Annotated in this window: 23 protein-coding genes; 12 read left to right on the top strand and 11 right to left on the bottom strand. The window is 71.9% G+C overall.

Annotated features, from left to right (window positions below; genetic code table 11):
- Window positions 1–97 precede the first annotated feature (97 nt).
- The 3 genes from cspE (at window position 98) to ACQP03_RS29415 (ending at window position 2,244) form a co-directional block, all read left to right on the top strand.
- Complete coding sequence (gene cspE, locus ACQP03_RS29425; RefSeq protein ID WP_007464836.1) at window positions 98–301, top strand: transcription antiterminator/RNA stability regulator CspE; 204 nt, start codon at window positions 98–100, stop codon at window positions 299–301.
- Window positions 302–525: 224 nt separating this feature from the next.
- Window positions 526–1,842 carry a DEAD/DEAH box helicase gene (locus tag ACQP03_RS29420; RefSeq protein ID WP_355050584.1) on the top strand — a complete coding sequence of 439 codons (1,317 nt, stop codon included), beginning with the start codon at window positions 526–528 and terminating at the stop codon, window positions 1,840–1,842.
- A gap of 201 nt (window positions 1,843–2,043) precedes the next feature.
- Entirely contained in the window at window positions 2,044–2,244 is a 201-nt protein-coding gene (locus tag ACQP03_RS29415; RefSeq protein WP_357126006.1) for a hypothetical protein, read from the top strand.
- 218 nt (window positions 2,245–2,462) lie between these two features.
- Here the strand turns inward: ACQP03_RS29415 and ACQP03_RS29410 are convergent, their stop codons facing one another.
- Genes ACQP03_RS29410 through ACQP03_RS29395 form a run of 4 tightly spaced genes read right to left on the bottom strand, consistent with a single transcriptional unit; the run spans window position 2,463 to window position 5,621 of the window.
- Window positions 2,463–2,903, bottom strand: a complete 441-nt coding sequence (locus ACQP03_RS29410) for an RrF2 family transcriptional regulator (protein WP_357175362.1) — start codon at window positions 2,901–2,903, stop codon at window positions 2,463–2,465.
- Window positions 2,904–2,906: 3 nt separating this feature from the next.
- Window positions 2,907–3,791 carry an ABC transporter permease gene (locus ACQP03_RS29405; protein ID WP_357126000.1) on the bottom strand — a complete coding sequence of 295 codons (885 nt, stop codon included), beginning with the start codon at window positions 3,789–3,791 and terminating at the stop codon, window positions 2,907–2,909.
- Complete coding sequence (locus ACQP03_RS29400) at window positions 3,781–4,560, bottom strand: ABC transporter ATP-binding protein (protein ID WP_357125997.1); 780 nt, start codon at window positions 4,558–4,560, stop codon at window positions 3,781–3,783. Before ACQP03_RS29400 ends, ACQP03_RS29405 begins: the two co-directional genes overlap by 11 nt.
- Complete coding sequence (locus ACQP03_RS29395; protein ID WP_357125994.1) at window positions 4,557–5,621, bottom strand: ABC transporter substrate-binding protein; 1,065 nt, start codon at window positions 5,619–5,621, stop codon at window positions 4,557–4,559. Before ACQP03_RS29395 ends, ACQP03_RS29400 begins: the two co-directional genes overlap by 4 nt.
- 218 nt (window positions 5,622–5,839) lie before the next feature.
- Here ACQP03_RS29395 and ACQP03_RS29390 point away from each other — a divergent pair, with 218 nt between their 5' ends.
- From ACQP03_RS29390 to nudC, 3 genes are read left to right on the top strand one after another with little or no spacing between them, the layout of a single operon-like run.
- Entirely contained in the window at window positions 5,840–7,150 is a 1,311-nt protein-coding gene (locus ACQP03_RS29390) for a M16 family metallopeptidase (RefSeq protein WP_357125991.1), read from the top strand.
- Window positions 7,147–8,496, top strand: a complete 1,350-nt coding sequence (locus ACQP03_RS29385; RefSeq protein ID WP_357125989.1) for a M16 family metallopeptidase — start codon at window positions 7,147–7,149, stop codon at window positions 8,494–8,496. The genes ACQP03_RS29390 and ACQP03_RS29385 overlap by 4 nt, the downstream gene beginning before the upstream one ends.
- Complete coding sequence (gene nudC, locus ACQP03_RS29380) at window positions 8,493–9,452, top strand: NAD(+) diphosphatase (protein ID WP_357125985.1); 960 nt, start codon at window positions 8,493–8,495, stop codon at window positions 9,450–9,452. Before ACQP03_RS29385 ends, nudC begins: the two co-directional genes overlap by 4 nt.
- A gap of 127 nt (window positions 9,453–9,579) precedes the next feature.
- Here nudC and ACQP03_RS29375 read toward each other — a convergent pair whose 3' ends face one another.
- From ACQP03_RS29375 to ACQP03_RS29365, 3 genes are all read right to left on the bottom strand, one after another.
- Window positions 9,580–9,855, bottom strand: coding sequence for a hypothetical protein (locus tag ACQP03_RS29375; RefSeq protein ID WP_355050778.1), 276 nt, complete (start codon window positions 9,853–9,855; stop codon window positions 9,580–9,582).
- Window positions 9,856–10,072: 217 nt separating this feature from the next.
- Window positions 10,073–10,312 (bottom strand): DUF397 domain-containing protein, encoded by a 240-nt coding sequence (locus ACQP03_RS29370; RefSeq protein ID WP_357125981.1) that lies wholly within the window; start codon window positions 10,310–10,312, stop codon window positions 10,073–10,075.
- A gap of 74 nt (window positions 10,313–10,386) precedes the next feature.
- Window positions 10,387–11,367, bottom strand: coding sequence for a helix-turn-helix domain-containing protein (locus tag ACQP03_RS29365; RefSeq protein WP_357125978.1), 981 nt, complete (start codon window positions 11,365–11,367; stop codon window positions 10,387–10,389).
- A 146-nt stretch (window positions 11,368–11,513) separates the two neighbouring features.
- Here ACQP03_RS29365 and ACQP03_RS29360 point away from each other — a divergent pair, with 146 nt between their 5' ends.
- Window positions 11,514–12,872: an MFS transporter gene (locus ACQP03_RS29360; RefSeq protein WP_357125975.1), complete on the top strand. Its 1,359-nt coding sequence runs from the start codon at window positions 11,514–11,516 to the stop codon at window positions 12,870–12,872.
- Window positions 12,873–12,940: 68 nt separating this feature from the next.
- Here ACQP03_RS29360 and ACQP03_RS29355 read toward each other — a convergent pair whose 3' ends face one another.
- Window positions 12,941–13,183 carry a mycoredoxin gene (locus ACQP03_RS29355; protein WP_357125972.1) on the bottom strand — a complete coding sequence of 81 codons (243 nt, stop codon included), beginning with the start codon at window positions 13,181–13,183 and terminating at the stop codon, window positions 12,941–12,943.
- 93 nt (window positions 13,184–13,276) lie between these two features.
- Here ACQP03_RS29355 and ACQP03_RS29350 point away from each other — a divergent pair, with 93 nt between their 5' ends.
- The 3 genes from ACQP03_RS29350 to ACQP03_RS29340 all read left to right on the top strand — a co-directional run bounded on the left by ACQP03_RS29350 (window position 13,277) and on the right by ACQP03_RS29340 (window position 16,313).
- On the top strand, window positions 13,277–15,442 hold the full coding sequence (locus tag ACQP03_RS29350) for an ATP-dependent DNA helicase UvrD2 (protein ID WP_357125969.1): 2,166 nt from the start codon (window positions 13,277–13,279) through the stop codon (window positions 15,440–15,442).
- Between the two features lie 122 nt (window positions 15,443–15,564).
- Window positions 15,565–15,816 carry a hypothetical protein gene (locus ACQP03_RS29345; RefSeq protein ID WP_357125966.1) on the top strand — a complete coding sequence of 84 codons (252 nt, stop codon included), beginning with the start codon at window positions 15,565–15,567 and terminating at the stop codon, window positions 15,814–15,816.
- 131 nt (window positions 15,817–15,947) lie between these two features.
- Complete coding sequence (locus tag ACQP03_RS29340) at window positions 15,948–16,313, top strand: WhiB family transcriptional regulator (protein ID WP_355050569.1); 366 nt, start codon at window positions 15,948–15,950, stop codon at window positions 16,311–16,313.
- 294 nt (window positions 16,314–16,607) lie between these two features.
- On the opposite strand, the gene ACQP03_RS29335 is transcribed toward ACQP03_RS29340, so the two are convergent.
- The 3 genes from ACQP03_RS29335 to ACQP03_RS29325 form a co-directional block, all read right to left on the bottom strand.
- A complete protein-coding gene (locus tag ACQP03_RS29335; protein ID WP_357125961.1) occupies window positions 16,608–17,954 on the bottom strand; it encodes an ABC1 kinase family protein in 1,347 nt (448 codons plus the stop codon).
- Window positions 17,951–19,063, bottom strand: coding sequence for a hypothetical protein (locus ACQP03_RS29330; RefSeq protein WP_363661142.1), 1,113 nt, complete (start codon window positions 19,061–19,063; stop codon window positions 17,951–17,953). The genes ACQP03_RS29335 and ACQP03_RS29330 overlap by 4 nt, the downstream gene beginning before the upstream one ends.
- A gap of 208 nt (window positions 19,064–19,271) precedes the next feature.
- Window positions 19,272–19,439 carry a DUF5679 domain-containing protein gene (locus ACQP03_RS29325; RefSeq protein WP_007464795.1) on the bottom strand — a complete coding sequence of 56 codons (168 nt, stop codon included), beginning with the start codon at window positions 19,437–19,439 and terminating at the stop codon, window positions 19,272–19,274.
- Between the two features lie 526 nt (window positions 19,440–19,965).
- On the opposite strand from ACQP03_RS29325, the gene ACQP03_RS29320 reads away from it, so the two are divergent.
- Window positions 19,966–20,496, top strand: coding sequence for a M48 metallopeptidase family protein (locus tag ACQP03_RS29320; RefSeq protein WP_357125955.1), 531 nt, complete (start codon window positions 19,966–19,968; stop codon window positions 20,494–20,496).
- A gap of 366 nt (window positions 20,497–20,862) precedes the next feature.
- Window positions 20,863–21,471: a hypothetical protein gene (locus tag ACQP03_RS29315; protein WP_357175353.1), complete on the top strand. Its 609-nt coding sequence runs from the start codon at window positions 20,863–20,865 to the stop codon at window positions 21,469–21,471.
- Window positions 21,472–21,761 lie beyond the last annotated feature (290 nt).

Genomic DNA, 21,761 nt, shown 5'->3' with positions numbered 1-21,761 from the left:
CAGAAGCGACAGGCGATTCGCGCATCCCCGCGCGGAGCGCTCCTCTTCGGGCGCGCAACAAGTGCGCGTCCGACGTTCCGTCAAGGAGACGAAACACATGGCTATTGGCACCGTGAAGTGGTTCAACGCTGACAAGGGCTTCGGCTTCATCACCCCGGACGGCGGCGGCGCTGACGTCTTCGCCCACTTCTCGGCGATCCAGTCCTCCGGCTACCGGAGCCTGGACGAGAACCAGCGGGTCGAGTTCGAGGTGACCCAGGGCCAGAAGGGCCCGCAGGCGGAGAACATCCGTCCGCTCTGATCTTCGGATCGGTTCGTAGTACCCGTCGCGCCCTCCGGGTGTGACGGTGACGGGACCGGCCCGCCCCGCCGTCGACCCGCGTAACGCGGGCGGCGGCTCGGCGGCGGGCCGGCCCGTACCCTAATCGGTTCGTGCTTGTGAGTCCTGGCGGCCTTGTTTCGCCGGTGACAGCGCCGAGTTCGGCGCCCTCCCTCGACACGTGCCGCGTCGAGGAAGGCTTCTGCGTGACCACAGTTATTCCGTCTTTTGCCCATACCGGTCTGGCGCCGGCGCTGTTGAGCGCCCTGACCGCGCAGGGCATCACCGAGCCGTTCCCGATCCAGTCGGCCACGCTGCCCGACTCGCTCGCCGGTCGGGACGTGCTCGGCCGGGGTCGTACCGGCTCCGGTAAGACGCTCGCCTTCGGGCTTCCCCTGCTCTCGCGTACCGCCGGCCGTAAGGCCCGGCCGGGTCGCCCGCTGGCTCTGGTGCTGGTGCCGACCCGTGAGCTGGCCCAGCAGGTGACCACCGCGCTGGCCCCGTACGCCCGCGCCGTCGGTCTGCGCTGCGCCACCGTCGTCGGCGGACTGTCGTTGCAGCGCCAGGCCGACGCGCTGCGCGCCGGCGCCGAGGTGGTCGTGGCGACCCCCGGTCGGCTGCACGACCTGATCAACCGCGGCGACGCCCGGCTCGACCAGGTCGAGATCACCGTGCTGGACGAGGCCGACCAGATGGCCGACATGGGCTTCCTGCCGCAGGTGACCAAGCTCCTGGAGCAGGTCGCCCCGCAGGGTCAGCGGATGCTCTTCTCCGCCACCCTGGACGGCGGCGTGGACCGGCTGGTCCGCCGCTTCCTCAGCAGTCCGGTCACCCACTCGGTCGACCCGGGTACCGCCACGGTCACCGCGATGACCCACCACGTGCTGCACGTCGACGCGCTCGACAAGCCCGACGCGTTGACCCGGATCGCCGCTCGCGAGGGCCGCACCATCCTGTTCATGGGCACCAAGCACCGCGCCGACCGGCTCGCGCGCCAGTTGCTCTCCAAGGGTGTACGCGCCGCCGCGCTGCACGGCGGCAAGTCCCAGCCGCAGCGCACCCGCATCCTGGAGCAGTTCCGCAACGGCCAGGTGACCGCCCTGGTCGCCACGGATGTGGCGGCGCGCGGCATCCACGTGGACGGCCTCGACATGGTCGTCAACGTGGACCCGCCGACCGAGGCGAAGGACTACCTGCACCGGGGCGGGCGGACGGCGCGCGCCGGCGAGTCCGGCTCGGTGGTGACGCTGGTCCTGCCGGAGCAGCGCCGCGACGTGTCCCGGCTGATGGCCACTGCCGGCATCCGGCCGCAGTCGGTCCAGGTGCGCTCGGGTGACGAGGCGCTGGCCCGGGTCACCGGGGCGCGTGAGCCCTCCGGTGTGCCGGTCACCATCGCCGCGCCGCCGGTGGCGGCCAACCGGGGACGGGCCGCAGGTGGCTCGGCAGCCACGGACGGCGCGCCCCGCTCCGCGCACCGCGCGTCGGGCCGGTCCCGCCGCCCGCGCCGCCCGCGTACGGTCTGATCCTTTCCGCACGACACCGACCCGTCCCGCTTCGGCTGGGCGGGTCGGTTCGTTCCGTGCCGCTGCCCGCCATCTGACCGTTCGGTTGAATCGGTAATCAGCCTCCGTTGGGTCGGCTGGCCGACTGTGCCCTGCTCCCGGGTGGTCGAAGCTGACCAGCGGGGGAACTGGGCGGGGGCCCGGCACGGGGGAGGAGCGGCAATGGTGGGTGAAGCCGGCTCGGGAGCGCTGCGTGAACTGATCCTGGTGGTCGCGGTCGGGCTCGCCGGGTTGCTCCTCGCCATGGTCGCGGCCTTCGGCCCCTGGCATGCCACCACGGCGGGCAACGCTCCCGCCGGTCTGGTGGAGCTGCGCAGTCCCGGCGACCCGGGCCCCGGCCCGACGGTCGAGCACCGGGGCTGAGCAGCGACCGGCCGACCGGCGCCGGCGGAGGGGCAGGCCCGGTCAGGATCGGTACGAGGTGTGGTCGGGCCGGCGGGGCACCGGCCCGACCACACCGCCTACGTGCACGGGTCCGCCAGCGCGTCGATCTTGCAGTTTCGGTCGTCGATCTGCCGTGATACGCCCCCTTTGTCGCCGCAGAAAGTGCAAGATCGCGGGGCAGTGCGCGCAGGGCAGGGTCAGGGGGCGGTTGGGGTTTGGTTGTGGGCCAGCAGCAGGTCGGCCAGGGTGGTGCTGTCGACGACGGTGGCGATCGCCCCGTGCACCGCCAGCCAGACGTCGGTGAGCCCGGCGGCCACCCCGTGGTAGCCGGCCCGCTCGGCCGGTAGGCCGCGCACTGTGGTCAGCGACCCACCCACCGCGCGCAGCACGTCCCCGACCGTGATCGCGGTGGCCGGCCTGGTCAGCGCGTACCCACCATCGGTGCCGCGATGGCTGTGCAGCAGGCCGGCGCGGCGCAGGTCGAGCAGGATGCCCTGGAGGAAGCTGAGCGGGATCTCCTGCACCTCGGCCAGGCTGCCCGCCTTCACCAGCTCGCCGACACCGTCGCCGCCCGGCGCGGCGGCGGCGACGGCGAGCATCGCCCGGAGCGCGTAGTCGCTGCGCGCGGAGACGTACACCGCTCAGTTGCCCGCCTGGTCGAGCACGCCCCAGCGACGTCGGATCGCCTTGTCCGCCGCGCCGAACGCGGCGTCCACGACCAGGCCGAGCACCAGGATGACGATCATCGTGGAGAGCAGCCACGGCGCGTCGGACAGCTCCCGGGAGTAGGTGAGCTGCGCGCCGAGCGAAGTCTGCGAGATGCCGACCACGATCAGCTCACCGGCCATCAGACTCCGCCAGGAGAACGCCCAGCCCTGTTTGAGGCCCGCGACGATCGCCGGCAGCGCGGCCGGCGCGATCACGTACCGGTAGAGGTTGAGCCCACGGGCCCCCAGGTTGCGTCCGGCGCGCAGGAGCAGCGGTGGGACGTAGTCCACTCCGGAGATCACGCCGTTGGCGATGGACGGCGCCGCGCCGAGTACCACCACGAAGAAGATGGCCTTCTCGCTCAGCTCGAACAGCAGGATGGCCAGCGGGAACCAGGCGATCGACGGCATGGTCTGCAACGCGGTGATCATCGAGCCGATGGCGGCGCGCAGCACCGTGGACCGGGCCACCGCGAGGCCCAGGAGCAGGCCGACCGCGACCGAGAAGACGTACCCGACGGCCGCTCGGCGCAGCGTCGTGAGCAGGCCCTCCCAGAGCTGCGGGCCCTGGGCCTGGGTGATCAGCTCACGGCCCACGACCAACGGGCCGGGCAGGGAGTACGGCGGCTTCCAGCCCGACCAGACCACCACCTGCCAGGCCAGGATGGCGATCGCCAGCGCGGCGAGCTTGGGCCAGGTGGCCGCCCAGAGCCGGGTGCCCCGGGAGACCTCCTTCTCCCGGCCGGCGATCTCCAGCGCGTCCAGTCCGGTGATCTCCGCGTCGCTACGCGCCGAGCTGGTGAGGGTGTCACTGGCCATGGCGGCCCACCTCCGTACGGAGTCGTTCGGTGACCTCGGCGGCGATGGCGGCGACCTCGGGGGAGTCGATCCGTCGTGGCCGTGGGATGTCCACCTCGGTGGAGTAGATGATCCGGCCGGGGCGGCTGGAGAGCAGGATGATGCGGTCGGCCAGCCGGGCGGCCTCGCGCACGTTGTGCGTGACGAACAGGACCGAGAGTCGGCGCTCGGACCAGATGCGTTCCAACTCGTCGTGCAGGATGTCGCGGGTCATGGCGTCCAGCGCGCCGAACGGCTCGTCCATCAGCAGCACCGGCGTGTCCAGGGCCAGGGTGCGGGCCAGCGCGACCCGCTGGCGCATCCCGCCGGACAGTTCGTGCGGGCGTTTGCGGCCGAACTCGGCCAGGTGCACCGTGCGCAGCAGCTCGGCGACCCGGTCGCGGCGTTCGGCACGGGAGAGGCCCCGCAGCTTCAGCGGCACCTCCACGTTGGCCTCGACGGTCAGCCACGGGAACAGCGCCGGCTCCTGGAACATCAGCCCCGGGCTGGCGTCTCCGGCGATGCCGATCGTGCCGCCGCTCGGCCGGTCCAGGCCGGCGACCAGGTTGAGCAGGGTGCTCTTGCCGCAGCCGGACGCGCCGACCAGGCAGACGAACTCGCCCGGCGCGACGTCGAGGGAGACCCCGTCCAGGGCCAGTACGGCGTTCGCCCCGCGCCCGTACACCTTGGTTACCCCGGAGAGCGCGACCGCGGTGGTCGCGCTCTGCGGCGTCGTCGTGGTCGACGTCATGGCTGGGTGACCTCGGGCTTGCCGGCGGCCTTGAGCGACTTGTTGAGGTACGTCAGGTCGTACAGGCCCTTGAGGTCGACCGGCTCGGTGAGCTTGACCTCGACGGCGTGGTCGAGCCCGGCCTTGAGCGAGGTGGCGATCGGGTCGTTGGTGAACTCCAACGTCGGCCATGCCTGCTTGATCAGCTTGAGGTCCAGCGGCTTGCCGGTGATCTTGCCGATCGCGTCGGAGATGGCCTGCTGGGCCTCGTCCGGCTTGCTGTTGACGAACTCGTTAGCGGCGACCTGGCCGTCGACCAGCTTCTGCACGACGTCCGGGTGCGCCTTGAGGAACTTCGTGCTGACCAGCAGGTTGGTGATGACGAACTTCTTGTCCGGCCACAGGTCCCGCTCGTCGACGAGCACCTTGCCGCCGGCGTTGACCAGCCGGGACACGAACGGCTCGGGCACCCAGGCGGCGTCGATCGCGCCGCTGGTGAACGTCTCCACCGTCTGGGCGTTCTCCTGCGGCACGATCTTCACGTCGCCGCCGCCCTCCTTGGTGGTGGTCAGCCCCTGCTGCTTGAGCCAGTAGCGGACGGCCACGTCCTGGGTGTTGCCGAGCTGCGGGGTGGCGACCTTCTTGCCCTTGAGGTCCTGCGGGCCGTTGATGCCGGGCTTGACCACCAGCGCCACGCCTCCGGAGGCCGCGCCCGAGACGACCCGAACCGCCTCACCCTTGGACTTGGAGAACGCGTTGACGGTGGGGTTCGGGCCGATGTAGGTCGCGTCCAGCGCACCGGAGAAGACGGCCTCGATGGCGGCCGGGCCGGCGTTGAAGGTCTTCGGCTCCAGCTTGACGTCGGCGCCGAGCTTCTCGGCGAAGATGCCCTTCTCCACGCCGACGACGGCCGGCGCGTGGGTGATGTTGGGGAAGTAGCCGAGCCGCAGGGTCACCGGGCCGGAGCCGCCCCCCGCGCCCTCGCTGTCGTCGCCGCACGCGGCGGTGCTGCCCAGGGTCGCCGCGCCGAGAGCGGTGAGGGTGGCCAGGGTGACCAACCGGCGCAGGGGGAGGCGTCTCATCGTCCATCCAATCCGCAGTATTCCTACTTAGTTGGTAGGAAGACTGGGCCAGGCTGCGAGCAGCGTCAAGAGGCATCCACATGCCGGGAAGGGGCGTCTCAGTTATGTCGGCATTTCCTACTGTCTTGCTGTGGTAGGTGGTCGACCTCTCAAGCCGGTGGCAGCGGCTGCGCGAAGGTCGCCGGTGGCGGGGGTGCCGACGCGCTAGGGTCGATCCCGTGGCGGCGCGGAGATCCAGAATTCCAGCGACGAAGTATCCGGTCGAGCGGTTCACCCTCGACAACGGCCTGCGGGTGGTCCTGACCCCCGATCGCAGCGCCCCGGTGATCGGGGTGGCGGTGGTCTACGACGTCGGCATCCGCTCCGAGCCCCAGGGGCGTACCGGCTTCGCCCACCTCTTCGAGCATCTGATGTTCCAGGGCTCGGAGAACCTGGAGAAGCTGGCTCACTTCCGGCACGTGCAGGGCGCCGGCGGCACGTTCAACGGCTCCACCCACCTGGACTACACCGACTACTTCGAGACGCTGCCCAGCAACGCCCTGGAACGCGCCCTGTTCCTCGAAGCGGACCGGATGCGGGCGCCCCGACTGACCGAGGAGAACCTGCGCAACCAGGTCGACGTCGTAAAGGAGGAGATCCGGGTCAACGTGCTCAGCCGGCCGTACGGTGGTTTTCCCTGGCTGACCCTGCCGCCGGTCATGTTCGACACCTTTGCGAACGCGCACGACGGCTACGGCTCCTTCGACGACCTGGAGTCGGCCACCGTCGCCGACGCCGCCGACTTTTTCCGTCGCTACTACGCCAGCGGCAACGCGGTCCTGGCCGTCAGCGGTGACATCGACGTGGCCGAGGCGACCGAGCTGGTGACCCGGCACTTCGGGGACGTGCCGGCCCGTCCCGCGCCACGACGACCCGACTTCACCGAGCCCGACCTGACCGCCGAGCGGCGCAGCTCGTACACCGACGCTTTGGCGCCGTTGCCGGCGGTGGCCGGCGCGTGGCGGGTGCCCGACCCGGTCGGCGACTTCGCCGCCTACCTGCCGTACGTGGTGCTGGCCGAGGTGCTCACCGACGGCGAAGCGTCCCGCCTGGTCGAACGCCTGGTGCAGCGCGACCGCACGGTGACCAGCCTGGGTGGCTACCTCGGCTTCATGGGCGACCCGTTCGACGTGCGCGACCCGACGGCGCTGCTGTTGCAGGCGCACCTGCCGCCCGGCGGCGACGTGGACAAGGTGCTGCGCACCATCGACGAGGAGCTGGACCGGCTGGCCACCGACGGGCTGACCGACGGCGAGCTGGCCCGCACCCAGGCGCGGATGGCCACCCACCTGCTGCGCGACACCGACGCGGTGCTCGGCCGGGCGCTGCGGATGGCCGTCCTGGAGCAGCAACGCGGCGAGCCGGGCCTGCTCAACGACCTGCCCCGACTGGTCGGCGACGTCACCGAGGAACAGGTCCGGGCCGCCGCGGCCACCCTGCGCCCGGAACGCCGCGCGACGGTCGAGGTCATCCCCGGAGGCACCCGATGACGACCACGACCACCGCCACCGTCGGGCCGCGTACGCTCCCCCCGCTCGGGCCCACCCGCAAGCTGAAGGTGCCCAAGGCGGCCGAGCGGACGCTGGGCAACGGGCTCACCGTCATCGCGGTACGCCGGCCCGCCGTGCCCCTGGTCGAACTCCGGCTCTGGGTGCCGTTCGGCCGCGCCCACCTCGCGCGCGGGGCGATGCTCTCCCAGACCATGCTCTCCGGCACCGAGTCGATGACCAGCGTGCAGCTCGCCGCCGAGCTGCAGAAGGTGGGCGGCGGCCTATCCGCGGGAGTCGACCCCGACCGGCTGATGATCTCCGGCGCGGGGCTGGTCACCGGCCTGGACCGGATGCTGGAGTTGCTGGCCGAGGTGCTGACCGGCGCCAGCTACCCGAACGACGAGGTGGCCGCCGAGCGGGACCGGCTCATCGACCGGATCCAGGTCGCGCAGAGCCAGCCGTCGCACCTGGCCCGCGAGGCGCTCCTGAAGAGGATCTACGGGCGGCATCCGTACGCCACGCAGACCCCGGAGCCGGGCCAGCTCCGTGCCGTACGACCGGCGGCGCTGCGCAGCCTGCACACCGAGCGGGTGCACCCCGCCGGGGCGCAGCTGGTGGTGGTCGGCGACGTGCAGCCGGAGAAGGCCCTGGACGCGGCCGAGCGGGCGCTGTCCAGTTGGGCCGGGGCCGGGCGTACGGCCACCCTGCCGGCCACCCCGCCGCTGACGCCGGGGCCGCTGCTGCTGGTCGACCGGCCCGGCTCGGTGCAGTCCTCGCTGCGTGTCGCGTTGCCGGCCGTGCCGCGTACCGACCCTGACCACGCCCCGCTGCAACTGGCCAACCTGATCTTCGGTGGCTACTTCTCGTCCCGCTGGGTGGAGAACATCCGCGAGGACAAGGGCTACACGTACGGCCCGCACTCGGTGATCGAGCACTCGGTGGCCGGATCGGTGCTGGTCGCGGGCGCTGAGGTGGCCACCGAGGTCACCGGCCCGGCGCTGCTGGAGACCACGTACGAGCTGGGTCGGCTGGCCTCGCTGCCGCCGAAGCCCGAGGAATTGGAGCAGGCCCGCCAGTACGCCCTGGGCACGCTCCAGCTCGGAATGTCCACCCAGGCCGGTCTGGCGGCGCTGACCAGCGCGTACGCCGGCAATGGCCTGCGCCTGGACTTCCTGGCCGAGTACGCGTCCCGCCTCGCGAAGGCGACCGTCGACGACGTCGCCCGGGTCGCCGCCCACTACCTCGCGCCCGCCCGGGCGGTGGTCGTCGTGCTCGGCGACGCCGAGCGGATCACCCCGGGGCTGACCGCGCTGACGCCCGTGCACACCGAGCCGGTGCAGCCGTGAGCGGCGAGGGCGCGCCACCGCTGGCGCGCTCGACGCTGGATCGGGCCGCGCACCGCCGGGGTGACGCGCAGTGGTTGACCGAGGCGTGGCTGCGCGGCCGGGTGCTGCTGCTCGATTCGACCAACGATGGGCGGACGCTCGCGCGTACCGACGTGTCGCCTCCGACGCTGGTGCTGTTCGGCGCGGCCGACGCGCCGGCCGGCGCGGAGTCGACGGCGATGTTCCTCGGTGTCGAACCGGACGGGGTGCCGGTGTTCGCGGTCGACGCCCCGTTGCCGGCGCTGCCGGGCACCCGCGCGGTCAATCTGCGGGAGGTGGGCCACCTGCTGGGTGACCGGGAGGCCGGCCTCTTCACGACCGCGCTCGCGCTGCTGAACTGGCACACCCGGCACGGCTACTCGTCGGCGACCGGCGCTCCCACCGTCATGGACGAGGCCGGTTGGTCGCGGGTGGATCGCAACGGCGGGCGGATCTGGCCGCGTACCGATCCGGCGATGATCGTGCTGGTGCACGACGGCGTCGACGGCCCCGAAGGCCGCTGCCTGCTCGGCAACAACGCCGGCTGGCCGGGCACCCCGGGCGGCCGGCGCTACTCCTGCCTGGCCGGTTACGTCGAGCCGGGGGAGTCGGCGGAGGCCGCGGTACTGCGCGAGGTCCGCGAGGAGGTGGGCGTCGCAGTCGAGCGGATCGGGTACGTCGGCAGCCAGGCCTGGCCGTTCCCGGGCTCGCTGATGTTGGGCTTCCTGGCCACCGCCGACCCGTCCGACCCGGTGCGGGTCGACCCGTCCGAGATCGCGTACGCCCGGTGGTTCACCCGGGATGAGATCGGGGCGGCGTGCGCGGGGCGGGCCGTGGACGTGGGGGACGGGGCCCAGCTGATCCTGCCGCCGCCGTCGTCGATCGCGTTGTTCCTCATCCACCGCTGGTTGGACGGGTGGGTGGACGCCGCCCGGTGAGCACGGTCCCGGCCCGTGGCCGCCGTTGCCGCGACGGTCACGGGCCGGGAACACGGGCCGCCGTGGTCGGTGGGAGCGGTATGACGCGGCGGGGGAGCCGAGCCGACCACGGCGGACGTCTGGTGGGTCAGGTGCCGGTGCGGCCGGGTCTGCGCCGGAAGGCGGGCTGCGGCTCGTTGAGCGGCAGGACCTTGACCCGTTGCTTGCCGGCCCGTACCGCGCCGACGGTGGACAGGGCCCGGGCCAGCACCAGCGCGGCGTCCCGGTCCTCGGCGTGCACGGTCTGCCGGCGCGGCTCGGGCGTGGTGGTCTCGTCACGGAGGCGGTGGCCGTCCGCCCAGGCGGCGGCGATGTCACCGTCGGCGACGGTGCGGATGTCGGTGCGAACGATCAGGAACCGCATGTGGGTCTCCGGATGAACCGCGACGGATGAGCCGGTGTGTGGAAGTTCCACGTTTCTCGTGGGTCATGTTACGCCCCGTGTTCATCCCAGCAAGTGAAACGCGCCTATTGGTTTTGAGCCTCGTCCGATCGGCGGATGCCTGGTCAGCGGGGGCGTCGGCGGATACGACGACGGGGCCGCCGGCACTGTGCCGACGGCCCCGCCCCACATTGGAGGATCAGTTCAGATCGAACTGGCCCGTCTTCGCTCCAGCGATGAAGCCGAGCCAACCGGCCCGGTTGAACAGCAGCACCGGGCCGCCCCGGTCCTTGCTGTCGCGCAGCGCGACCGCCGACGGGCCGGTGCCCAGCGGCGCGACCTCCACGCAGTTGGAGGTCTGGCTACGTGTGCTGGTACGCCACGGGGCGTCCGCCAGGGAGCTGGCGGAGACGGACGGCGTGTGGTGGATGTCGTTCATGGTTCTGCTCCTGATGTGAACCGCTCCGATGGGACGAGTGGTGCCGCACGCCCCGACGGAGGGTCCCCCGTGGATCACCGGTCCGTCAGTCGTCCCGAATCACGGCGACGTTGGGTCGGCGCCGTTGCCGGCCCGAACGCCACTGTGGATACGGGTGCCGCCCCGGTCGGCCGTCCCGTCGCCTCGATCAGCCAGGAGAGGGTGTCCGAAGCGTCTAGTGCCGCCGTGCATAGCCACTCGAACACTACTTTATAGCGATTTAGCGTGATTGACTCGGTCGACATGACGTCGACGAACCCCCCTTCGATGGCCAATGTCTCCGGATCGAGCGGATCGGCGAACCGATAGAGGGAGAAGGCGGTCGGCGGAAGGTACCAATCGCCCACCTGAGTGTCCCGCGGAAGCACGTGCAGCGTCACGTTCGGTAGCAGAGCAAGTTCGCAGAGTTGGTGCAACTGCTCCTGCAGCACCTCGGGCGGCCCGGACCGACGGCCGAGGGCGGCCTCCTCCAGCACGGCCGTGTAGGTCGGCGCGTGCGGCTCGCGCGTCAGCAGCGTCTGACGGGCCAGCCGCGCCTTGACCTCGGTCTCCAACTCGTCGGCCGGCTCCGGCTCGCCGGCCCGCTCGCTCACCCGACGGGCCGACTGGAGTCGGACCCGCGCGTATCCGGCGGTCTGCAGCAGGCCCGGCACCAGCACCGGGTTGTACTCGGAGATCTCCGCGCAGCCGGCCTCCAACTCGGCCCAGCTCCGCTGTTGCTGCGTCATCACCGGGAAGTTCTTCAACCAGCCGCGCATGTCGCCGGCCTCGCCGGCGATCCCGAGCAACTCCTCGCGCGCGGCGGCGTCGGCGCCGTACAGGTCCAGCAGGACGCTGACGTCCTGCGGGTCCGGTCTACTGCGGCCGTTCTCCAGGCGGGACAGTTTGGACGCGGACGCCCAGCCGATCCGCTCGATGACCTGGTCGCCGGTGAGGCCTGCGATCTCACGCAGACTGCGCAGTTCGATGCCCAACCGCCGGCGGCGCATGATTGGGCTGGGTGCGGCAGGAGGCACAGTGTCCTCTTTCCCGTCGTCCGCCGCAGACGCGACGGTAACTGTATGAAATTCGCCCCCCACGGTCAGTATGGACGGCGCGACCGGTGTCGGAGGTTCCGGCGGGGGCGTGTCTTGCCAAAAATGGACCACGGGTACGCCGGACGATGACGGACCCGCGGTCCCAGCCTCGTCGACCGCGCCCAGCCGGGCACGCCACCTTGCCGGAGGGACCCATGCGCACCGTCCTGCGCCGACCCGACTTCCGCCTCCTGTTCGGCGGCCTACTGGCCAGCATGACCGCCGAGTCGATCCTGCTACTCGCGCTCGCCATCTGGGTCAAGGACCTGACGGGCTCCGACGGGCTGGCCGGCGGCATCATCTTCGCCGTTGTCGCCCCGATGACGATGGCACCGCTGGTCGGGTGGTTCGTCGACAGGTACCCACGCCGACCCTTCTTCGTGGCCGCGAACGCGGTCACCGCGGTGCTGCTCGTACCGCTGTTCACCGTCCGCGACGCGGGCGACGTGTGGCGCGTCTACCTGGTCGCCGCCCTGTACGGCCTGTCCTCCATCACGCTCGGCGCGGCGCTCAGCGGGCTGATCCGGCAACTGGTGCCCGTGGAACTGCTGGCCGAGGCGAACGGCGTGCTGCAGACCGTACGCCAGGGGTTGCGGTTGGTCGGCCCCCTGGCCGGCGCGGCGCTCTACGCGGCGCTCGGCGGGTGGGCGCTGGCCGGCATCGGGATGGTCGGCTTCATGACCGCCGCCGTGGTGGTGACCGCGGTGCCGAGCCCGGCACAGCCGCCGCCCACCGTACGGCTGCGGTGGCCCGCCGAGCTGGGCGCCGGCCTGCGACACCTGACCGGTGAGCCGGCGCTGCGCCGGGCCCTCGTCGGCTACGGGCTCGGGTCGCTGGTGATGGGCTTCAGCGAGTCGCTGATCTTCGCGTACGTCGACCAGGGGTTGGGCCGGGACGCCGCGTTCGTGGGCGTGCTGGTGATGGTGCAGGGCGTCGGCGGACTGTGCGGCGGGATCTGCTCACCGGTCCTGGTCCGGCGACTCGGCGAGGTCGCCACCCTGGCCGCCGGGGTGGCGTTCTTCGCTCCGGCGGCGCTCGCGCTCGCGTACCCCGACCTGCCGCTCGGGTTCGGGGCGGTGCTGCTGGCCGGCGTCTCGCTGCCGCTGACGATGGTGGGTCTGCAAACGCTGATCCAGCGGCGCACGCCGCCCGCCCTGGTCGGACGGGTGGCAGCGGCCACCCAGGCGCTGGTCAGCGGGCCGCAGGCGCTCTCCATCGGCGCGGGCGCCCTGCTGGTCGGCGTCCTGGACTACCGTGCCCTGTTCGTGCTGGTCGGGGTGGCGACGCTGGCTGCCGGCGGCTACCTGTGGCGGGGCCGACACCTCAGCGCGCCGTCCGGCGGCGCGAAGACCACGCCGCCGACCCTTCCGGGGCCACGCCGCCCACTCGACGCCGGCATCGACAGCTCGGTGACCGTGTCCACCCGGCGGCCGTTCCGGCGTTGACGGGAGGCCGGACACGACGAACGGCCACCCGCGGGGGTGGCCGTTCGTCGAGGTCGTTACGCCTGCAGTCAGGCGCCCAACGTCGCCAGGTGCTGCTTGACCTGCGCGATCGACGGGTTGGTCAGGGCGCTGCCGTCATCGAAACGCAGCGTCGGCACCGTCTGGTTGCCGCCGTTGACGCTCATCACGAAGTCCGCGGCCTTCGGGTCCTGCTCGATGTCGACCACCTCATACCCGATGCCTTCCCGGTCGAGCTGCGACTTCAGCCGGTGGCAGTAGCCGCACCAGGGAGTGGAATACATCGTCAGCATGATCGGATCCTCCAACCGCTCTGGCCGCCGGCTTGCCGATCAAGCCGAGGCTGTCCGCTACAACACCCGGGGGAGCTGAGATGATTCCTGGTTGTGGGGGTTCACTCAGCGTCGGAAGGCGTACTCGCCGGGCTGGACCCGGAGCAGCGCTCCGCGGTGACCGCGCCGGCGGGCCCGGTGTGCATCCTGGCCGGAGCCGGCACCGGCAAGACCCGTGCGATCACCTCCCGGATCGCCCACCGGGCGCTCTCCGGCGAGATCTCCCCCCGGCACGTGCTCGCCGTCACGTTCACCGCCCGTGCGGCCGCCGAGATGCGTCACCGTCTCACGCTGCTCGGGGCCCAGGGCGTCCAGGCACGGACATTCCACGCGGCCGCGCTGCGTCAGGTGCGCTATTTCGCGCCCCGCCTGCTGGCCGGCCGCGCCATGCCCGAGCTGCTGGACAGCAAGGTGCGGCTGGTCACCCTCGCCGCCGCGCGGGTCGGTCTGCGTGCCGACCGAGCCGCTGCGCGGGACCTGGCCGGCGAGATCGAGTGGGCCAAGACGTCGCTGGTCGAGCCGGGGGAGTACGTCGTCGCGGCGGCCCGCGCGCTGCGGGACACGCCGCACGAGCCGGCGAAGGTCGCCGATGTGTTCACCGCGTACGAGCAGCTCAAGCGCTCCAACGGCGTGATCGACTTCGAGGACATGCTGCGGGCTGCGGTGTGGGGCATCGAGGAGCATCCGGACGTCGGCGAGCAGATCCGCAGCCAGTACCGGCACTTCGTGGTCGACGAGTACCAGGACGTCAACCCACTCCAGCAGCGGTTGTTGGACGCCTGGTTGGCCGGCCGCAACGACCTGACCGTGGTCGGCGACGCCAGCCAGACGATCTACTCGTTCACCGGGGCGACCTCGGCGTACCTGGTCGATTTTCCCCGCCGGCACCGCAACGCCACGGTGGTCCGGCTGGTCCGGGACTACCGCTCCACCCCGCAGGTCGTCGGGCTCGCCAACGCCGTGATCTCCCAGGCTCGCGGGACCGAGGCGCGGCTGCGACTGGAGTTGAGCGGACAGCGCCCTCCGGGCCCGGAACCCGACCTGCGGATCTTCACCGACGAGCCGGCCGAGGCGAACGCGGTGGCCGCGCGCTGTCGGGCGCTGATCGACGCCGGCACCCCGGCGAAGGAGATCGCCATCCTGTTCCGGACCAACGCGCAGTCCGAGGCGTACGAGAAGGCGCTGACCGAGGCCGCCGTGCCGTACGTGGTGCAGGGTGCCGAGCGCTTCTTCGAGCGCGTCGAGGTCCGTCAGGCGATGGTCGCCCTGCGCTCGGCCACCCGGTCCATCCCGGGGGAGACCCCGCTGCCGACCGCCGTCGTCGAGGCGCTCACCGCCGTGGGCTGGGCGCCGGACGCGCCCCCGGCCGGCGGCGCGGCACGAGAACGTTGGGAGGCGCTGGCCGCGCTGGTCCAGCTCGCCGAGGAGTACGCGGCCACGCCCGAGCTGGTGCCGATCGGCGAGGCCGCGTCGGTGGAGCGTCCGGTCACCCTCACCGACTTCACCGAGGAGTTGGCCCGTCGGGCCGCCCAGCAGCACGTGCCGACGGTGGACGGGGTCACGCTGGCGTCCCTGCACTCGGCCAAGGGGCTGGAGTGGGACGCGGTGTTCCTGGTCGGCCTCGCCGAGGGCACGCTGCCCACCACGTACGCCAAGACCGTCGAGCAGGTGGAGGAGGAACGCCGGCTGCTGTACGTCGGGATCACCCGGGCCCGGCAGTGGCTCTGGCTGTCGTACGCCGCCGCTCGGTCGCCGGGCGGACGGGCCCGGCGGCCCTCGCGGTTCCTGCCCCAGTTGGACCGCTCCGGCGGCACCGAGCGGGCCGGCGCCTCGACGGGCGGGGCCCGGCGACCCGAGCGGCGTCGGACGCAGATCGTCTCCTGCCGGATCTGCGGCGCCACCCTGCTCGCCGGCCCGGACCGCAAACTCGGCCGCTGCCCCACCTGCCCGTCCGACATCGACGACGAGCTGCACGAACGCCTGCGCGAGTGGCGGCAGCGGGTGGCCGGCGCGCAGAAGGTCCCGGCGTACGTGGTGTTCACCGACGCCACGTTGACCGCGTTGGCGGAGCGGCGACCCGGCCGGCCGGAGGAGTTGATCGCGATCGCCGGCATCGGCCCCCGCAAACTCGGCCTCTACGGTGAGTCGGTGCTGGCGCTCGTGGGGGGCGCGGGGGTGGACGACGTCTGCCCGGAGAAAACTTTCGAAATCTCGTCGTAAATTCGTTTGCCCTCGCGCCCAGGCGAGGAATAACCTCAGGACACACCACGCGAGCGGCGCCATTCCGGCTGCTCACGGGGGTTGGTCCAGTCGATCCGAGGAACGTGAGGGAGGTGGCACCCGTGAAGATCTTCACCTATGAGCGTCTGACGGCGATGCCGTCTGTCTGCGCTCCGCTGTCGACTGTCCGGGTGGCTCTTGTGGCTACCCGACCGTGGGCTTCGCAGGTGCACCAGGTTCAGACCGAGCTGAATCTGACCGTTGCGCCGAATGCCGGAGTCCAGGGGACCAGTGGCTTCACGGGCATGGGCATCGATGGCGCCAAGAAGCGTACGGATGTCCGCGGCGTTCCACCTCGAGGTAGACCGGTCTGAATCTCAGACACCGGCTCACCTCGAGGCCGCGGAACCCGATTACCGGGATCCGCGGCCTCAGTTTTTTGCCCCGCCGTAAGTACGTCGGAATGCGATCCACGAGATCGAAGTGAGAGAGAGGTGACCGGGAGATGAGTCTGGCGTTGGCCCCCATCGACGTGAGCGTCGAGTTGGAGGCGAACCTGCCCTGCCGGAAGTTCGACCCCGACCTGTGGTTCTCCGACTCGCCTGCCGAGCTCGAGCTGGCCAAGTCGCTCTGCGGGGACTGCCCGCTGCGCGTCGAGTGCCTGGCCGGGGCGGTGGAGCGAGCGGAGCCGTGGGGCGTGTGGGGCGGCGAGATCTTCGAGCGTGGCGCGGTCGTCCCGCGCAAGCGGCCCCGTGGCCGTCCGCGCAAGGAGGACGTCGCTCGTGACGCCGCGCTCCGGGTCGAGGCCGAGGCTCGCCTGGCGGCCAGTGGGCTGTCCGAGGTGCGAGGCGCGGTCCGGCTGGCAGCCTGACATGTTCCCGACCCGTTCCAACGACGCCGGTGTCACACCGGCAGTGAGTGAGAAGACGATGTTGAACGTTCCGAGTGGCGCCTACGAGATGCAACTACTCCACGAAGCGCTGACCAGGGCTCGAATGCGCCGGCCTCAGGCCGGTCGTACCACCACGAGCACTGAGGCAACCCGATCCGCCCGTACCGTCGCCATGAACAGCCGTCGCCAGTCGGCGCGCGACCTGGGCGTTCTCTAGTACCACCCCACGCAGAAGGGCGGGTGCCGACCGGCACCCGCCCTTCCCTTACGTCCTCAGGCGACCGGCGCGAAGCCGGGCAGCCAGCGTTCCAGGATGCTCCGGTACGGGGCCTTGGCCTCCAACTGGCAGAGCACCCCGATCGACCCGAGCGTCACCCGGTGGATGAGCAGGTACGACGGTGGCAGGTTGAGCTTCCGGCTCAACTGGTACGTGGGGGATCGGGGGCTGGCCAGCCGGGCCGCCTCGGCGCGTAGCCAGGCCCGGGTGAACCGGAACCCGTCGGCGGCGATGGGCTCCAGCATCGGGCGGAGGAAGTCGAGGACCCCCTCGGCGTCGATCTCGTCGGTGGCCCCGATGAACCCCTCGTCCCGCAGCCCCGCCACCACGCCGTCCGCGTCCCCGCGCAACGCCCGACCGGCGATGAAGCCGATCGGCTCCGGTGTGCCCTCCGGCATTCGGGCCACCGCGCCGAAGTCGATCACCCCGAGCCGTCCGTCGGGCAGGAGCCGGAAGTTGCCGGGGTGCGGGTCGGCGTGCAGCAGACCAGCCCGCTGGGGTGCGGACAGGTGCAGCGTGGCCATCAGTCGGCCGGCCTCGTCCCGCTGCTCCTCGCTGCCGTCCCGGATGATGTCGGCGAGCGGTGTGCCCGTCACCCACTCGGTGACCAGCACCCGGGGCGACGCGGAGACGACGCCCGGGATGTAGATCTCCTCGTCGTCGGCGTACGCGGCGGCGAAGGCCCGCTGCGACTCGGCCTCCAGTTCGTAGTCCAACTCCTCGGTGATCCGCTCGCGCAGCTCGACGAGGAGCGGCTTGACGTCGAGGCCGGGCTGAATCGCCCGGAACATTCCGCCGAGGCGGGAGAGCTGCTTGAGGTCGCCGAGCAGCGCGTCGCCGGCACCCGGATACTGGATCTTGACCGCCACGTCGCGGCTGTTCGGCTCGCCGGACGGGCCGTACCCCGGCTCCCGCCACCGTGCCCGGTGCACCTGCCCGATGCTCGCCGCGGCGGCCGGGGTGTCGTTGAACTCGACGAACCGGTCGCGCCAGTCCGGACCGAGCTGCTCGGCCAGCACCTTGTGCACGCTCGCGGCGGGCAACGGCGGCGCGGCCTCCTGAAGCTTGGTCAGCGCCTGTCGGTAGGGGGCGGCGATCTCCTCCGGCAGGGCCGCCTCGAAGACCGACAACGCCTGGCCGAACTTCATCGCCCCGCCCTTGAGCTGCCCCAACACGCTGAACAACTGCTCGGCGGTGCGCTGCTGGATCTCCGCCGAGATGACGTCGGAGGCGAGCCCGGTGACGCGCTTACCCATGCCGAGGACGGTCCGACCGGCGAAGCCGAGCGGCAGAGCGGCGAGCTTGGCGGTCCGGGACACGGCCCGGCGCGGGATGTCGGTCACTTCGCCATTGTTACCGACTTCAGGGGTCCGATGCTGCCGTGCGGCCGGGCTGGTGCGTACGCCCGGCGCCGCGAACACTCGCACGCCGGGTGCGGCGGCCAGCCCCGCCGCCGGAACCGGCCCGCGCCGGAAATCTCCACGGCGCCCCCCAGCGTCTCGGGCTGCCCGCCGTCGAGGTGGGCCAGGGCCTCCGCCACCGCGTATCCGATCGCCGCGAACAGTGTGCCGGTCGCGCCGGCGGTCACCGGCCGCGCCGCGGCCAGTTGAGCGGCGAGCCCTGGCCAGGCCGGGTCGCGGTCGGCCCGGTGCAGCTCGACGCAGCGCAGACACGGCCCGGCGGGCGGACGGACCAGCGGCCCGATCACCGGTACGCCCTCGCGGACGGTCACCATGAGGTGCGGCTGGCGGCGCTGGGCGAGACCGGCGGCGAGCAGCGCGGGCGGACGGTCCGCGCCGAACTGGATCACCAGATCCGTCCGGGCGGCCCGGACCGGGTGGGTGCCGGTGCCCGGCGCGACACGGTCGACCGCCGCCCGGATCGCCGGGGCCAGTGGCCGGCCCAACTCGGCAGCGGGAATGCCCGTCCCGATCAGGTCGATCGGTCGTACCGGGCCGCTGAGGTGCGGGATCACCTGGCCGACGCCGGCCTGGGCCAGCGCCAGCGCCAGCGGTCCGCCGAGGGCCCCGCCGCCGGTGAGCAGCACCCGGGCCGCCCGCCGACGGCGCAGGACCTGCGCCGGGGTGCCGGGTAACCGGGCTGCCGCCAGCGCCAACGCTCCGGCCTCGGCGGCGAGCCGGGCCCGGACCGGCCCGGCCAGGTCGCGGGGGAGCAGGGTGTGCGCCGGCACCAGCAGGCCCGCCGCGCGCAGGGCGTCCAGCAGCGTACGAGCGTCGTCGGCGGCAACCTGGGCGGCGCCGGCCTCGGTCAGTACGTCCCGCTCGCTGCGGGTGCCGTCCAGCAGATCGAGCAGGTGAGCGGTGCGCGGATTGGTCAGCTCCACCAGTACGGCGAGCCCGGGGCCAAGGCCGATCTGCAGGGTGTGCCGATCCCGCCAGAGCCGGCTCAGGCCGGGCAGCAGGGTGGGGCGAGGCAGCGGCGTACGACTCATGGTGACGAATCGTGACCGCATCCGTGCGCTCGGTCGATCGTTGTCCACAGGCGTCCAAGGCCGTATCCAGCCTTGTCCACAGGATCTGCGGGGTTATCCACAGGCCACTGCGCGTGCTGTCGGCCACCCGACAGAGTCACCTACGGGCGGAACGGCAACGGGGGCGGGACGGCCACTCCGCCGTCCCGCCCCCGCAGATCCGTACGGGTCAGACCTTCGCCTTGCCGAGAATCCGGTTCACTGTTGTGCCGCATACCGGACACTTGCCCTTGGCCATGTTCATGCCGGTCTTCGAGACCTCCACGTGCCCCTCGAAGTCCCGCTTCTCCTTGCACTTCACGCAGTAACCGTTGTAGGTCTGGGCCTGGTCGGCCACGGTGCCCTCCTCGTCTCGTCCGCCGGTCAATACGGTTCCGGCGGAATGCCCGGCGGCGGACCTCACGGGGCGCCGGCGCTGGGGCTTACTCCACGGCCACCTTCGTGACCGCTGGTTCGCGGACCCTACCCAGGTCTGGGCAGTTCCATGTCAGCTGTGCATCGTCACTGTGAGCAAGTCGACGTCGAGAGTGTGCATGGCGAATTAGGTCGGATAAGTCAGTTTGGCGGGGACACGCCGACCAAACCCTCACAGCCACCCCTGCGGGTGCCCCCGCGGCGGCGTCGAGCGCGGTGATCACCTACGGTGGAGGGGCGGACCGCGCGATGCCGCCGCCGGCGTACACGGTGGGTGACGAGACGGCGTGATGGCACCTCGGCGGTGGTCCGGTCAAGAAATTTTCGGGACGCCGGGCGACCAATCACCATTTTTTGGGCGCGTGTCGCGCGGTTGACTCTTGCGGACCCCTGGTCAGTACGCATTAGCTTTCCCTCGTGACACGTAGCCGAGGCTGCGCGGCCCAGTGATGGCGGGGACGCGTAAGCCGGTCGTCGAGGTACGGCGCAGCCAGCGTCGGCGACGCACGGTGTCTGCGTACCGTGACGGTGAGCGGGTGGTCGTCCTCATCCCGGACCAGTTCTCCCGGGCCGAGGAGAGCGAGTGGGTCGACCGCATGTTGGCACGGCTCGCCGCCCGCGAGGGTCGACTGGCCCGCTCCGACGACGAACTCGTCGCCCGGGCCAACCGGCTGATCGACCTCTACCTGGGCGGTTACGGCGAGAAGGCCGTGCCGGCCAGCGTCCGATGGGTCACCAACCAGAACGGCCGCTGGGGCTCCTGCACCCCCGCCGACCGCAGCATTCGCATCTCGCATCGCGTCCAGGACATGCCCGACTGGGTGATCGACTACGTGCTGCTGCACGAGTTGACCCACCTCATCGTGCCCAGCCACAACGCCCGTTTCTGGGGGCTCGTCGGCCGGTACCCCAAGTCGGAGCGTGCGCGCGGCTACCTGGAGGGCGTCGCCGCCGCATCCTGCGCCCCCGTCCCCACCTGACCCGCCCCTGGGCTCAGCCCAGCCGGTGACCTTGCCCGGCCTGACGCGCCTAGGGCCCTGTCCGGCTTGCGTGCCTGCCCGGCCTGCGTGCCTGCCCGGCCTGCGTGCCTGTCCGGCTTGCGTGCCTGTCCGGCTTGATCGACTCCGGTTCGCCGATGTTGGGGTGTCCTGGCGTCGGGATGCCCCGACTTCACCGGTGTGGAGTCGATCACCGGGCCCATCGGCCGACTAGGCCCGTCTGGGCCGGCGCGGTGCGGCGGGCCGAGTCGTTGGGCTCGGCGAGGCGGGCTCGGCGCGCGTTGGGCTCGGCGGGGTGGGCGTCGGTGGGGTGAGTGAGGCGGTGGGTCGGGGCGTTAGGGTCGGGTCATGGCGCGGCGGGTGGTGGTGGTCATGTTCGGGCCGGTGCGGTGGTCGCCGCCGGGGATCGACCTGGCGGAGTGGCGGGCGGCGCTCGCCGAGGATGTCATCGACCTGGTCGCGACCCTCAATGAGGTGGACGTGGCCGTCGCCGTGACCCCGGCAGACCGTCCGCTGGCGGACGCGCTGGTCTGGCCCGGCACCGCGGTCCACGAGGTACCCGAGCCGACGCCGAACGCGGTGTTTGCCACGCTGGACGGCTACGACCAGGCGGCAGTGCTCGCGGGTGACGTGCCCGACCTGCCCGCGCTGACCGTCGGCAAGCTGTTGCGCCCGCTCACCACCCGGTCGGTCGCCGTCGCCCCGGCCGAGGGCGGCGGCCCGGGTCTGCTCGGAGTGGCCGTACGGCTGCCCGTGCCGCAGTGGTTGCCCCCGCTCGACTTTGACACCGCAATGCCGGCCGACGCCCGGGTCGGCGCCCCCCAGCCAGGGGACGTCGCCGTCACGGCCGGCTGGCGACGCCAGCGTGGCCCGGCCGACCTCGCCGCGCTGGACCCGGCCTTCGAAGGCTGGGAGGCCACCCGCTCGCTGCTGTCGGGCTCAAGCCGCCCCGCCTGATCGGCCCGCCTGATCGGCCCGCCGTCGCCGTGCCCGGTTGCCCCGCCTGGCCGCCGCGCCGTCGAGGCGTCGGCCGCCCCGCGCGGGGTTGTCGCGGGCGTGATCCAAGCGGATTCCCGGAAAGCGCGGCGTCCAGGCCGCGCGGACAACCCGCTTTCCAGGAAGCCGAGTGGATCATCAAGCCGCGCCGGGCGTGTGTCGGACGCCCGAGGCGCGCCGGGCGTGTGTCGGACGCCCGAGCTGCGCCGGGCGTGTGTCGGACGCCCGAGCTGCGCCGGGCGTGTGCCGGA

This window comes from Micromonospora sp. CA-248212, assembly GCF_050948405.1.
GTDB lineage: Bacteria > Actinomycetota > Actinomycetes > Mycobacteriales > Micromonosporaceae > Micromonospora.
The sequence above is the reverse complement of the archived record's forward strand: the minus strand, read 5'-3'. Positions and strand labels throughout refer to the sequence as shown.

Coding starts and splice junctions, on each gene's coding strand:
- ACQP03_RS29405 (WP_357126000.1), bottom strand. CDS start 3,791: ATGGCCAGTGACACCCTCACCAGCTCGGCGCGTAGCGACGCGGAGATC.
- cspE (WP_007464836.1), top strand. CDS start 98: ATGGCTATTGGCACCGTGAAGTGGTTCAACGCTGACAAGGGCTTCGGC.
- ACQP03_RS29315 (WP_357175353.1), top strand. CDS start 20,863: ATGGCGCGGCGGGTGGTGGTGGTCATGTTCGGGCCGGTGCGGTGGTCG.
- ACQP03_RS29415 (WP_357126006.1), top strand. CDS start 2,044: ATGGTGGGTGAAGCCGGCTCGGGAGCGCTGCGTGAACTGATCCTGGTG.
- ACQP03_RS29395 (WP_357125994.1), bottom strand. CDS start 5,621: ATGAGACGCCTCCCCCTGCGCCGGTTGGTCACCCTGGCCACCCTCACC.
- ACQP03_RS29360 (WP_357125975.1), top strand. CDS start 11,514: ATGACGGACCCGCGGTCCCAGCCTCGTCGACCGCGCCCAGCCGGGCAC.
- ACQP03_RS29400 (WP_357125997.1), bottom strand. CDS start 4,560: ATGACGTCGACCACGACGACGCCGCAGAGCGCGACCACCGCGGTCGCG.
- ACQP03_RS29385 (WP_357125989.1), top strand. CDS start 7,147: ATGACGACCACGACCACCGCCACCGTCGGGCCGCGTACGCTCCCCCCG.
- ACQP03_RS29370 (WP_357125981.1), bottom strand. CDS start 10,312: ATGAACGACATCCACCACACGCCGTCCGTCTCCGCCAGCTCCCTGGCG.
- ACQP03_RS29375 (WP_355050778.1), bottom strand. CDS start 9,855: ATGCGGTTCCTGATCGTTCGCACCGACATCCGCACCGTCGCCGACGGT.
- ACQP03_RS29320 (WP_357125955.1), top strand. CDS start 19,966: ATGGCGGGGACGCGTAAGCCGGTCGTCGAGGTACGGCGCAGCCAGCGT.
- ACQP03_RS29355 (WP_357125972.1), bottom strand. CDS start 13,183: ATGCTGACGATGTATTCCACTCCCTGGTGCGGCTACTGCCACCGGCTG.
- ACQP03_RS29330 (WP_363661142.1), bottom strand. CDS start 19,063: ATGAGTCGTACGCCGCTGCCTCGCCCCACCCTGCTGCCCGGCCTGAGC.
- ACQP03_RS29340 (WP_355050569.1), top strand. CDS start 15,948: ATGAGTCTGGCGTTGGCCCCCATCGACGTGAGCGTCGAGTTGGAGGCG.